The 12,498-nt window shown below is 67.2% G+C and carries 10 protein-coding genes; 4 read left to right on the forward strand and 6 right to left on the reverse strand.

The window, feature by feature from the left end; genetic code table 11:
* Nucleotides 1-60: 60 nt before the first annotated feature.
* Both mpl and ACGLHS_RS18065 read left to right on the forward strand, forming a co-directional pair.
* Complete coding sequence (gene mpl / locus ACGLHS_RS18060) at nt 61-1,473, forward strand: UDP-N-acetylmuramate:L-alanyl-gamma-D-glutamyl-meso-diaminopimelate ligase (RefSeq protein WP_394481872.1); 1,413 nt, start codon at nt 61-63, stop codon at nt 1,471-1,473.
* A complete protein-coding gene (locus ACGLHS_RS18065) occupies nt 1,470-1,979 on the forward strand; it encodes a cupin domain-containing protein (RefSeq protein ID WP_394481874.1) in 510 nt (169 codons plus the stop codon). Before mpl ends, ACGLHS_RS18065 begins: the two co-directional genes overlap by 4 nt.
* Here ACGLHS_RS18065 and ACGLHS_RS18070 read toward each other — a convergent pair whose 3' ends face one another.
* The 6 genes from ACGLHS_RS18070 to ACGLHS_RS18095 all read right to left on the reverse strand — a co-directional run bounded on the left by ACGLHS_RS18070 (nt 1,980) and on the right by ACGLHS_RS18095 (nt 9,315).
* Complete coding sequence (locus ACGLHS_RS18070; protein WP_394481876.1) at nt 1,980-3,098, reverse strand: 3-deoxy-7-phosphoheptulonate synthase; 1,119 nt, start codon at nt 3,096-3,098, stop codon at nt 1,980-1,982.
* 229 nt (nt 3,099-3,327) lie between these two features.
* Nucleotides 3,328-3,855: a hypothetical protein gene (locus ACGLHS_RS18075; RefSeq protein WP_394481878.1), complete on the reverse strand. Its 528-nt coding sequence runs from the start codon at nt 3,853-3,855 to the stop codon at nt 3,328-3,330.
* Nucleotides 3,856-3,936: 81 nt separating this feature from the next.
* The gene (gene tldD, locus ACGLHS_RS18080) at nt 3,937-5,397 is read right to left on the reverse strand and encodes a metalloprotease TldD (protein WP_394481880.1); all 1,461 of its coding nucleotides are present in this window, start codon (nt 5,395-5,397) and stop codon (nt 3,937-3,939) included.
* A gap of 118 nt (nt 5,398-5,515) precedes the next feature.
* Nucleotides 5,516-6,670, reverse strand: a complete 1,155-nt coding sequence (gene rodA, locus ACGLHS_RS18085) for a rod shape-determining protein RodA (RefSeq protein WP_093244948.1) — start codon at nt 6,668-6,670, stop codon at nt 5,516-5,518.
* Between the two features lie 32 nt (nt 6,671-6,702).
* Entirely contained in the window at nt 6,703-8,550 is a 1,848-nt protein-coding gene (locus ACGLHS_RS18090; protein ID WP_394481883.1) for a histidine kinase, read from the reverse strand.
* 6 nt (nt 8,551-8,556) lie between these two features.
* Nucleotides 8,557-9,315, reverse strand: coding sequence for a response regulator transcription factor (locus ACGLHS_RS18095; RefSeq protein WP_093244943.1), 759 nt, complete (start codon nt 9,313-9,315; stop codon nt 8,557-8,559).
* Nucleotides 9,316-9,756: 441 nt separating this feature from the next.
* Here ACGLHS_RS18095 and ACGLHS_RS18100 point away from each other — a divergent pair, with 441 nt between their 5' ends.
* Both ACGLHS_RS18100 and ACGLHS_RS18105 read left to right on the forward strand, forming a co-directional pair.
* The gene (locus ACGLHS_RS18100; RefSeq protein ID WP_093244942.1) at nt 9,757-10,350 is read left to right on the forward strand and encodes a YqiA/YcfP family alpha/beta fold hydrolase; all 594 of its coding nucleotides are present in this window, start codon (nt 9,757-9,759) and stop codon (nt 10,348-10,350) included.
* A gap of 65 nt (nt 10,351-10,415) precedes the next feature.
* A complete protein-coding gene (locus ACGLHS_RS18105; RefSeq protein ID WP_394481886.1) occupies nt 10,416-12,485 on the forward strand; it encodes a ribonuclease catalytic domain-containing protein in 2,070 nt (689 codons plus the stop codon).
* Nucleotides 12,486-12,498 lie beyond the last annotated feature (13 nt).

Genomic DNA, 12,498 nt, shown 5'->3' on the forward strand with positions numbered 1-12,498 from the left:
CACAGGACAAAGGCCGGACCCCGGCACGGGCCGCGCATGTCGCTTACCTAGAATCGACCGATGCACATTCATATTCTGGGTATCTGCGGCACGTTCATGGGTGGCTTGGCCGCCCTGGCGCGCGAAGCAGGCCACCGGGTCACGGGCTGCGATGCCGGCGTGTACCCGCCGATGAGCGACCAGCTGCGCGCCCTCGGCATCGACCTGATCGAAGGTTTCGGCGCCGATCAGCTTGCACTTTCGCCCGACATGTTCGTGGTCGGCAACGTGGTGTCGCGGGCCCGCCTGCCCGACGGGAGCCCGAAGTTTCCGCTGATGGAAGCCATCCTGGACGCCGGCAAGCCCTACACCAGCGGCCCGCAGTGGCTGGCCGAGCACGTGCTGCTGGGCCGCCACGTGCTCGCCGTGGCCGGCACCCATGGCAAGACCACCACCACGTCGATGCTGGCCTGGGTGCTGGAACAGGGCGGCAAGGCGCCCGGCTTCCTGGTCGGCGGCGTGCCACTCGACTTCGGCGTTTCAGCGCGGTTGGGCGATGGCGCGGCCTTCGTGATCGAAGCCGACGAATACGACACCGCCTTCTTCGACAAGCGCAGCAAGTTCGTGCACTACCGGCCGCGCACGGCCGTGCTGAACAACCTCGAGTTCGACCACGCGGACATCTTCGATGACCTCGCCGCCATCGAGCGCCAGTTCCACCATCTGGTGCGCACGGTGCCGAGCACCGGGCGGCTGGTTGTGAACGCCACCGAAGAAAGCCTGCAGCGCGTGCTGGCCCAGGGCTGCTGGAGCGAGCTCGCGCGTTTCGGCGCGAGCAGCCCGAACAGCGGTTGGCAGGCGCGCGGATCGCACGATGCCTTCGACGTGCTGTACCGCGGCGAGCCGGTCGGCCGCGTCGAGTGGGCGCTGTCGGGCCTGCACAACCAGATGAATGCACTGGCAGCCATCGCGGCGGCCGAGCACGTGGGCGTGGCGCCAGCCGATGCGGCCCGCGCGCTCGGGAGCTTCCGCAACGTGCGTCGGCGCATGGAGTTGCGCGGCACGGTCGAGCGCAACGGCGGCGCAATCACCGTCTACGACGACTTCGCCCATCACCCGACCGCCATCCGCACCACGCTCGACGGCCTGCGCAAGAAACTCGACGACGCCGGCAAGCAAAGTGAGCGCATCCTCGCGGCCTTCGAGCCGCGCAGTAACACCATGAAGCTGGGCGTGATGGCCGCGCAATTGCCCTGGAGCCTGGAATCGGCCGACCTGTCGTTCTGCCACACGGCCGGGCTCGATTGGGATGCCGCAGCCGCACTGGCACCGATGGGCGACCGTGCGCAGGTGGCAAACGCCATCGAACCGCTGGTGGCGCAACTGGTAGCAGCGGCCCGCCCCGGCGATCACATCGTCTGCATGAGCAACGGCGGCTTCAGCGGCGTGCACGACAAACTGCTTGCAGCCCTGCGCGCGACGGCGGCATCATGACCGCCATGCGTGCCCGCGAGCTGATCGACACCCTGAAACTGCAGCCCCACCCCGAGGGCGGCTGGTACAGCGAGGTCTTCCGATCGGCCGCGCACGTGACGCCCGCCGATGGCCGCGCGACCCGCAATGCCCTGACCAGCATCTACTTCCTGCTCGAAGCGAACCAGCATTCGCGCTGGCATCGGGTGCTGTCCGATGAAGTCTGGGTGCATCTCGAAGGCGTGCCGCTGGCGCTCTGGACCTGCGATGCAGCCATGCGCACCGCGCCGGCCCACACGCGGCTGGGCCCGGTCGATGCGCACGGCACCCGCCCCCAGCATGTGGTGCCGGCCGGTCAATGGCAAGCGGCCCGCCCGATCCAGGGCCATGCGGCGGGCGACTACACGCTGGTCGCCTGCATGGTCGGCCCGGGCTTCGACTTTGCCGATTTCTCCCTGGTGCCGCCCGGCAGCGACGAGGCTGCGTCGATGCAGCACCACTGGCCCGAACTGGCCGGAATGCTTTAGCTAGCCCCGGCGTTGCTTGACCGCTTGCGAGAGCGTCTCGAGCACCTGCACCGAGTCGTCCCAGCCGATGCAGGCGTCGGTGATGCTCTTGCCGTACTCGAGGCCCGACAGCTGGTCCTTGCCGGGCGTGAACTTCTGGGCGCCGGCCTGCAGGTGGCTTTCGACCATCACGCCGAACACGCGGTTCGAGCCGCCGGCGATCTGGCCGGCGATGTCCTTGGCCACGTCGATCTGCTTCTGGTGTTGCTTGGAGCTGTTGGCGTGGCTGCAATCGACCATCAGCGTGGGCGGCAGCTTGGCGGCTTCGAGGTCCTTGCAGGCGGCTTCGACACTGGCGGCGTCGTAGTTCGGCGCCTTGCCGCCGCGCAGGATCACGTGGCAGTCGCGGTTGCCGTTGGTCTGCACGATGGCGACCTGGCCGTTCTTGTGCACCGACAGGAAGTGGTGGCCGCGGGCTGCCGCCTGGATGGCGTCGGTCGCAATGCGGATGTTGCCGTCGGTGCCGTTCTTGAAGCCGATAGGGGCCGACAGGCCCGAGGCCAGTTCGCGGTGCACCTGGCTTTCGGTGGTGCGCGCGCCGATGGCCCCCCAGGCGATCAGGTCGCCGATGTACTGGGGCGAGATCACGTCGAGGAACTCGCTGCCCGCCGGCAGGCCGATGCGGTTGATGTCGATCAGCAGCTGGCGTGCAATGCGCAAGCCTTCGTCGATGCGGAAGCTCTCGTCGAGGTACGGGTCGTTGATCAGGCCCTTCCAGCCGACGGTGGTGCGGGGCTTCTCGAAGTACACCCGCATCACGATCTCGAGCGTGCCGGCGTATTTTTCGCGCTCGACCTTCAGGCGGCGGGCGTATTCGAGGGCCGCGGCCGGGTCGTGGATCGAGCAAGGTCCCATGACCACCAGCAGCCGGTCATCCTTGCCCGCCATGATGTTGTGGATGTTGCGGCGGGTGCCTTCGATCAGGGTTTCGATGGCCGTGCCGCGGATCGGGAAAAAGCGGATGAGATGTTCGGGAGGGGGCAGCACGTTGATGTCCTTGATGCGTTCGTCGTCGGTCTTGCTGGTTTTTTCGACGCTCGCATACCAGCTGTCGCTGGCGGGGGCAGTGTTCGTGCTCATGGTGCTGTTCCTTGTTGGAGTGGATATCGTCAGGGCATAAAAAAACCGCCGGGGGCTTTGGGCCACCGGCGGTTTTGGGAGGGTGTTCGTTTGCTTTACGCGCTCGCCTCTCGTCCGCCGGAAACCGGGAACCAAAAGTAGGCAAAGAAATAAGCGCGGAGGGCGGACATAGGGGCGGAATGTAGCACGGAAAACAAAAACCCGGTCAAGCAACCGGGCCTGTCGTTGTTTATCGGTAGCCCGACTCGTTGGGGTTGTGGATGATCCAGATCAGGTTGCCGCTGGAGAAATCGCCCATGCCGCCGCCCGCGAAAATCAGCCGGCCCTGGCCCTTGTAGGTCATCTCGAAACGGTGCCGGTCGCTGCCGAAATAGAACGGAATGAAGGCCTTGCCCGTCACGTAGGCGCCCTGGTCGGTCGGTTGGCCGGCAAGGTCGGTGACCTGCCTGGCGCTCATACCGATCTGCAGGCGCGCGAACTTGCTGTTGCGCGCGGGGTTGCCGGTGATCTCGCCTTCGTAGCCGTTCAGACCCTTGACGGTACGGCCACTGCCGGCCTCGACCTTCGAAGAGTCGATCACGTTGCCCTGGGCATCCATGCCGGCCTTGGCACCGCCGCGGGCAGGTGCCGCTGCAGCCGCGGGCGCTGCTTCGGGCTGGCTGCCCGAACCACCGCGGGATGCGCAACCGGCAGCGCCCAGAGCCACCATGGCGGTCACAGCCCACAGCACGGCAGGCGAATTGGTCCTGTTCCCCATCGAAATGCTCCTTGAATTTATCGTTGGCAAAAGGAGCGCAGCTTAGCAACCGAAGGAAACACTCGGCAAGTGACGAAAGTCCTAAGCCGTTCCACCTACAGTCAAGCCGTCGATGCGCAGGGTGGGCTGGCCGACGCCCACCGGCACGCTCTGGCCTTCCTTGCCGCAGGTACCGACACCCGAATCAAGCGCCATGTCATTGCCGATCATGGTCACGCGGGTGAGCGCATCGGGGCCGTTGCCGACGATGGTCGCGCCCTTGACCGGGTACTGGATCTTGCCGTTCTCGACCCAATAGGCTTCGCTGGCCGAGAACACGAATTTGCCGCTCGTGATGTCGACCTGCCCGCCGCCGAAGTTGGTGGCGTACAGGCCCTTCTTGATGCTGGCCACGATTTCCTTCGGGTCCTTGTCGCCGCCCAGCATGTAGGTGTTGGTCATGCGCGGCATTGGCACGTGGGCATAGCTCTCGCGGCGGCCATTGCCCGTGGGCTTGACCTTCATGAGGCGCGCGTTAAGCGAGTCCTGGATGTAGCCCTTGAGGATGCCGTCCTCGATCAGCACGTTGCGCTGGCTGGCGTTGCCTTCGTCGTCGACGTTGAGCGAGCCGCGGCGGTCGGCGATCGTGCCGTCGTCGAGCACCGTCACGCCCTTGGCCGCCACGCGCTGGCCGATGCGGCCGGCGAAGGCGCTCGAGCCCTTGCGGTTGAAGTCGCCTTCGAGCCCGTGGCCGATGGCTTCGTGCAGCAGGATGCCGGGCCAGCCAGAGCCGAGCACCACGGTCATTTCGCCGGCGGGCGCCGGGCGGGCGTCGAGGTTGGTGAGCGCTGCTTTCACGGCGTGGTCGACGTACTCGGTGATCTCTTCGTCGGTGAAGTAGGCCAGGCCGAAGCGCCCGCCGCCGCCGCCCGAGCCGATCTCGCGGCGGCCGTTCTGCTCGGCGATGACGGTGACCGACAGGCGCACCAGCGGCCGCACGTCGGCGGCCAGCGTGCCGTCGGCGCGTGCCACGAGCACCACGTCGTATTCGCTCGCCAGGCCCGCCATGACCTGCGCCACGCGCGGATCGCGCGAGCGGGCCAGCTTCTCGACCTTTTCGAGCAGCTTCACCTTGGCAGTGCTGTCGAGCGTGGCGATGGGGTCGACACCGTCGTACAGCGAGCGGCTCGATGCGATCTTGCGGGTCGCGGTCTTCATGCGGCCGGTGCGGCCGGCGGAAGAAATGGAGCGCACCGTACGCGCCGCGTCGAGCAGCGAGGCCTCGGAAATGTCGTCCGAATAGGCAAAGGCGGTTTTCTCGCCGCTGACCGCACGCACACCGACGCCCTGATCGATGCTGAAGCTGCCGGTCTTGACGATGCCTTCTTCGAGGCTCCAGCCTTCGCTGCGCGTGTACTGGAAGTACAGGTCGGCGTCGTCCACCCGGTGCGAGGTGATCTCGGCCAGGGCCTTGCTCAGGTGCGATTCGTCAAGGCCGAAGGGCGTGAGCAGGAGCTGTTGCGCCGTGGCGAGGCGCTCGATGGTGGGTTCGCGAGAGATCATTCGGGGATTCTATGGCTCGCCCCCAGGCTGCGCGCATTCGGCCTCGCTTTGCCTTCCCCCTGCCGGGGGCAACACCAGAGGTGCGGCAAAGCCGGCGCCCTGGTATTTCTGGCCCGACTCAGTTCTGGGCCAGTTTCCTAGCCCGGGCGATCGACATCAGGATGCCCAGCCCCAGCCCCAGCGTCACCATCGCTGTTCCGCCATAGCTGATGAACGGCAGCGGCACCCCCACCACCGGCAGGATGCCGCTCACCATGCCCATGTTGACGAAGGCGTAGGTAAAGAAAATCATCGTGACCGCCCCCGCCAGCAGGCGCGAGAACAGCGTGGGCGCATTGGTCGCGATGACCAGGCCACGGAAGATCAGCAGGATGAAGGCCGAGATCAGCGCCAGATTGCCCACCAGCCCGAACTCCTCGGAATAGGCGGCAAAGATGAAGTCGGTGGTGCGCTCGGGAATGAACTCGAGGTGCGTCTGCGTGCCCTGCATGAAGCCCTTGCCGCCCACCCCGCCCGAGCCGATGGCGATCATCCCCTGGATGATGTGGAAGCCCTTGCCCAGCGGGTCCTTGCTCGGGTCGAGCAGCGTGCACACGCGCTGCTTCTGGTAGTCGTGCAGCACCCGCCAGTCGACGCCATCGGCGCACAGCCTCGACTCGAAGCTCACGATCAGCGTCACCGCGATGGCGCCGATCACCACCGGCGGCACGATCAGCTTCCAGGGCAGGCCCGCAAAGAAGATCACCGCCATGCCCGCGGCCAGCACCAGCAGCGACGTGCCCAGGTCGGGCTGTTTCATGATGAGCCCGACCGGCACCGCCAGCAGCACCGTGGCCACCACGAAGTCGAGCGGCCGCAACTGGCCTTCGCGCCGCTGGAACCACCACGCCAGCATCAGCGGCATGGCGATCTTCAGGATTTCGCTGGGCTGGATCACCACGCCCACGTTGATCCAGCGCTGCGCGCCTTTCTTGGTGATGCCGAACAGCGCCACCGCGACCAGCAGCGCCACGCCCGCCGCATAGAGCGGCACCGCGAACATCATCAGCCGCTGCGGCGGCACCTGGGCCACCACGAACATGATGAAGCCGGCCAGCAGCATGTTGCGGCCGTGGTCGACGAAGCGCGAGCCATGGTCATAGCCCGAGGAATACATGGTCGCCAGCCCGGCAAAGGCCAGCAGGAGCACGGCGAAGGCCAGAAAGCCGTCGAAGCCCTGGAAGATGGGCGCGACACGACGCGCCAGGGAGGGCTGATTGAACACGGCAGACATGGGTGCGGATTATCCGCGCCCTGCAGGCCGCCTCAATCGAAACCGAGCTGAACGACCGTGCGCCCCGGTCGGCTTTCCAGCGCCAGCCGGGCGCCGAGGGTTGCGGCGCGCTCCGCCAGCGCCCTTGGCACCTGCGTGGCGTCGAAGCCCTGTCCGTTGTCGATCACGCGCAGTTGCACCGTCGCGCCCTGCATGCCGGCCTCGATCCGCAACACGCTGGCGTGCGCGTGCTGCAGCACGTTCGAGATCGCCTCGAACAGCAGGAACTGCAACTGCCGCATGGCCTGCGCGTCGAGTCGCGCCACCGGAGCGACCTCGTCCACGGCCCACTCGAATTCGATGCCCGCCGCGGCCAGCCGGGGCTCCAGCCGGTAACGCAGCGCAGCCAGCAAGGCGCCGATGTCGCCGGGCGGCAGGTGGATCGAGTCGATCGACAGCTTGAGCTGGTCGAGCGAATCGCGCAGCGTGCGCAGCAGGTCGCCCGAACTGGTCTGACCTGATTGCAGTTGCCGGATCGCCGAGCTGATGTGCGAGCCCACGCCGTCGTGCATGTCGCGCAGGATGCGTTCGCGCTCGTGGGTGCGCGCCTGGTCGCGCGCCGCCGCTTCGAGTTCCGCATAGGTGGCTGCCAGTTCGCGCTCGCGCTGCGCCACGCGCTCGGCCAGCGCCGCAACCGATCCGCGCGCCTGGATGCTCGCCGCATGAAAGCGCCGCAGCACGATCAGCAGCAGCGCGATGCCGAAGAACACCGACGAATAGCGGACCCAGGTGGTTTCGCCGTAGGCATCGCTGAGCCGGATCACCAGCCAGTCGCGCACGCCGAACCCCACGCTCACCAGCGCGGCGCCGGCCACCAGCAGCTGCTCGGTGTTCGGCCTTCGAACGGTGGCGACGGCGAAGGCGGAGACGAACGCAACGATGAGCACGATCTCGACGGCCAGCCAGCCGGTCAACCACAACGGCTCGTCGCGGCGCAGCGCCAGCGCAGTGAACGTCACGGTGCCGATCACGATGGCGGCCATCGGCCAGCGCACCCACCGGTAGCGGGGGTTCTGCCCCCAGCCCGTGATGTGGAAGCCGAACATCATGACCGAGACCGCCCAGCCCGCGTAGCAGGCCGCCATCAGCACGCCCCACAGGCCCCAGGACAGCGGCGGTTCGGGAATCACCCCGTCCGCCACCCGGATCGCCCAGCAGAACTCGGCCAGCGCCGCCCAGAAATAAATGCCTTCGCGCCGCGACCGCCCCTGGGCATCGACCTCGACCTGCGTCAGCCAGAGCGCCAGCGCGATGCCGCCGACGATCAGGCTGAAGGCCGTCAGCAGCACGGAGCCGGTGAAGCGCCAGGCATAGGCGCTCTCGAAGAGTTCGGTGCGCACCGGCGTGGCCGGCCCGATGACCACGCGAGACAGGCCCGCGCGCCTGGCGCTGTCGGCGCGCAGGCGGATCTGCAGGTGGTTGTCGCCCTGCTTCAGCAGGCGCCCCGGCACCGGCACGTAGATCGGCGCCTTGGCGTAGTCGGCCTGGTTGCCGCGCCCCAGGTCGCCGTAGACCTGCAGCAGCGCATCGTTGAGCTGGATCTCGAAGACGCTGCCGGCACGCGGGATGAAGATGCCCCAGGGCGCTTCGGGCGTGGCGTCGAGCGTGAACGGCAGGTCGAAATCCGCGAAACCGGGGCGGCCGCCGTGCAGCCGGTCCCAGTGGTAGGAAAGCGCGACCGGCCCGGTCCGCGTGACGCCGTCGATGGTGGTCGTCACCGTGCCCTGGCGCAGCTCGATCGGGCTCTCGGGTGTGGACGCAGCCGCGTTCGCGGCACCACCGGCGCCCGCAAGGAGCAGCACCAGCCACAGCGAAAGCAGCGACACCAGCCTCGGCAGCATCCGTGCTCAGCCCGGATGAGACAGCAGGCCGAGACGCGTCGCCTCGAAAACCGCCTCGCTCTTGGAATGCACGGCGAGTTTCCCGTAGAGGTTCTTGATGTGGGTCTGCACCGTGTGCACGCTCAGGCCCTTGAGCCGCGCGATTTCCGCATACGAGAAGCCCCGGGCGATCAACGTCAGCACCTCGTGCTCGCGTGCCGACAGCAGGCCGCGATCGGCTTCCTCCGCTGCGGCCTCGGGTGCTGCGCCCGGTGCGGCGGCAACGCCTCCTGGCATCGCCGCCGATTGCAGGCTGCGGTACTTCGCCAGCACCCGCCGCGCGATCATGGGCGAGATCGGCGAGGCGCCGGCTTTCATCTCGACGATGGTCTGCGCGATGTCTTCGGGCGCGGCGTCCTTGTGGATGTAGCCCACGGCACCGGCCTCGATGCTGGCGAGCACGTTCTCTTCGTCGCCGAAGACCGACACCACCAGCGGCTCGCAACCCGGAAAGCGGGCGACCGCGTCGCGGATCACGTCGAGCCCCGTGCCGTCGGGCATGCCGAGGTCGACCAGCAGCACATCGGGAATCGTGACGGTGTTGGCCAGCCAGGCCAGCGCCTCCTGCACCGTGCCCGCGCTGCCGAGCCAGAACAGGCGCGGGCTGCGCTGCACGCTGGCCTCGAAAAAGGCGCGTGCGCGACTGTCGTCTTCGACGACGAGCACGCCCCACTGGCGTGGCATTCCGTCGTCGTTCTGGGCCTCGATATTCATGGTCCGGAGCATAAGCCGCGACGCACGGCCAAACCCCTCCCGGCGCCTACCCAGTTCATGGGATGCGCCCGGCATGGCGCACCGCGACACTTGCGCCGCCTTTCTGAATGAACATGGATTCCCCCGGTGCGACGGCGTGTCGACCTCCACGCTGCCCCTGCCCTCGCAAGGCGCCAGCGCCGACGCGGGCTTCAGTAACCTGAACGTAGGCCATTTACATCGCGGAAATTGCACCTTGAATACTTTCGGGCACAAGGCATGCGGCCTGCCCCGGATCGAGGCCAACAAGGTGCCCTCCGCCCCCCAAGTCTCGGTAAGCTATCGGCTTCCCGAGAGACCCCGCACTGCGGGGTTTTGTACGTTGGAAACAGCCTCGCGCGCACAGACCTCATGCAAAATTACCTGGTCCCGGCAAGCGGGGTGCAACGTCCGCACCCTCAGTTTTCCTCCCGCATGGATCCGCAAACCACCCACCTGTTGTACCTGCACGGCTTTCGCTCTTCGCCTCGTTCGACCAAGGCACGGCTCGTCGCGGACCGGGTGGCGCGGCGCCACCCGAACCTGCAGTGGTGGTGTCCGCAACTGCCGCCTTCGCCGCACGACGCCATCGACATGGTGATGAAGGGCATCGCGGACTGGCCGCGCAAATCGATGGCCGTGGTCGGCTCGTCGCTGGGCGGCTTCTATGCCACCTACGTGGCCGGCATGACGCGTTGCCGCGCGGTACTTCTCAACCCGGCCGTCTACCCCGCGCGCGACCTCACGCGCTACATCGGCGACCAGACCGTCTGGCACGACCCGGCCGAGCATTTCTATTTCCGCCCCGAGTACATCCATGAGCTGCGCGCCATGGAAGTCGGCCAGCTCACGCGGCCCGAGCGCGTCTTCGCCATCATCGCCAAGGGCGACGAGGCACTCGACTGGCACGAGATGTCGGCGCGCTACCCCGACAGCAACATCAAGCTGCTCGAAGGCAGCGACCACGCGCTGTCCGATTTCGAGAAGGCGCATCTCGACGACGTGATGGCCTTCATCAACCCGGTATAGCCCCACCCTCGCCGGGAACGCCCGGCGCGGAAGTCCGGCGGGTTCAGCATGGGACAATCCGGCCCATGTTTGTATTGTTTGAAGAAGCCGGCAAGTACCTCGGCGGCCGCGTGCTGTCGGAGGCCGAAGCATCGGCACAGGTCGAGCTCGACACCGGAAAGCGCGTCAAGGTCAAGGGCGCCAACATCGTTCTGCGTTTCGAGAAACCGTCGCCCGCCGAGTTGATCGCCGAGGCGCGCACGCTCGCCGCCGCCATGGACCTGGACCTCGCCTGGGAGTTCGCTGCCGAGGGCGAGTTCGGCTTTGCCGATCTGGCCGCCGACTATTTCAGCGACAAGCCCTCGCTGGCGCAGCAGGCCGCCGCGCTGTTCGCGCTATTCGAGGCCCCGCACTACTTCCGCCGCGCGGGCAAGGGGCGCTTCAAGAAGGCGCCGGCCGAGATCGTGCAACAGGCGCTGGCCGCCATCGAGAAGAAGAAAGTCATCCAGGCGCAAATCGTCGAATGGGCCGGGCAACTGGCCGAGGGCGTGTGCCCGCCGCCGATCCGCGAACAGCTCTACAAGATCCTGTTCAAGCCCGACAAGAACGCACCCGAATACAAGGCCGTGGTCGACGCCGCGCGCGCCACGCAGCGCCCGCCGCTCGACCTGCTGGAACGCGCCGGCGCCATCGATTCGCCCTACCAGTTCCACTGGCGGCGCTTCCTGTTCGAGAACTTCCCCAAGGGCACCGGTTTCCCCGCGCTCGCGGCACCAGCCATTGCCGACGACCTGCCCGTGGCCACCGGCGTCGAGGCCTTCTCGATCGACGATTCGCAGACCACCGAAATCGATGATGCGTTGTCGGTGCAGGGCCTGGGCAGCGGTACCGTCACCGTCGGCATCCACATCGCGGCACCGGCCCTGGCGCTCACGCCGGGCAGCGCCATCGACAACGTGGCGCGTGCGCGCATGTCGACGGTCTACATGCCGGGCTACAAGATCACGATGCTGCCCGACGAAGTGGTCAACACCTACACGCTGCTCGAAGGCGCCGACCGCCCGGCCGTGTCGCTCTACGCGCGCTTCGACGAAGCCACGCTGGAACTGCAAGGCACCGAAACCAAGCTCGAACGCGTGCCCATCGTCGCCAACCTGCGGCACGACCAGCTCGACGCCGTCGTCACGCAGCCCTGGCTCGAAGACGCTTCGGTCACCAGCGACAACACACCCGAGGCCGCCGCGAACTTGCGCGCCCCGCTCTCCTTCCTGTTCCGCCTCGCCAAGCAGCTGAAGGCGCAGCGCGAGGTGGTGCGCGGCAAGCCCGAGAACTTCAACCGGCCCGACTACAACTTCCGCCTCGTCGGCAACGACGGCAACGAACCCACCGGCAACGAACAGGTGCAGATCAGCACGCGCCAGCGCGGCGCACCGCTCGACCTGATCGTCTCGGAAGCGATGATCCTGGCCAACAGCAGTTGGGGCGGCTGGCTCGGCGAACTCGGCGTGCCCGGGCTCTACCGCAGTCAGGCGAGCCTGGCGCCCGGCATCAAGGTGCGCATGGGCACGCGCGCGCTGCCGCACGCGGGCCTGGGCGTGAAGAGCTATGCGTGGAGCACCTCGCCGCTGCGCCGCTACACCGACCTGGTGAACCAGTGGCAGATCATCGCGGCCGCGCGCCACGGCAAGACCGCCGCGCTGGCCGCGCCCTTCAAGCCGAAGGACGCCGACCTGTTCTCGATCCTCTCGGGCTTCGACGCCGCCTACGCGACGTACAACGGCTACCAGGGCGGCATGGAACGCTTCTGGACGCTCAAGTACCTGCAGCAGCAGGGCATCACCGAGCTCGAGGCCACGGTCATCAAGGACATTCCCAACGGCGCGCTGGTGCGTGCCGACACGCTGCCGCTGGTGTTCCCGGTGGCCGGCCAGCAGGAACGCGGCGCGCGGCTGCGCGTGAAGCTCGGCGAGATCGACGAGATCGCGCTCGACGTGAGCGGCACCGTGCTCGAACGCCTCGACACGCCGAAGACCGATGCGGATGGTGCTGCCGCAGACGACAGCGGTGAAGACGAAGAAGAAGTGGTGGCAGGCCCCATCGCCATTGCCGTCGACCTGACCGACAGCGAGGCCGCGCCGGAAAACACACCTGCATGAACTTCGGCGAATC

Origin of the sequence: Variovorax sp. VaC1 (genome assembly GCF_043658315.1) — a bacterium.
Taxonomy (GTDB): Bacteria; Pseudomonadota; Gammaproteobacteria; order Burkholderiales; family Burkholderiaceae_C; genus Variovorax.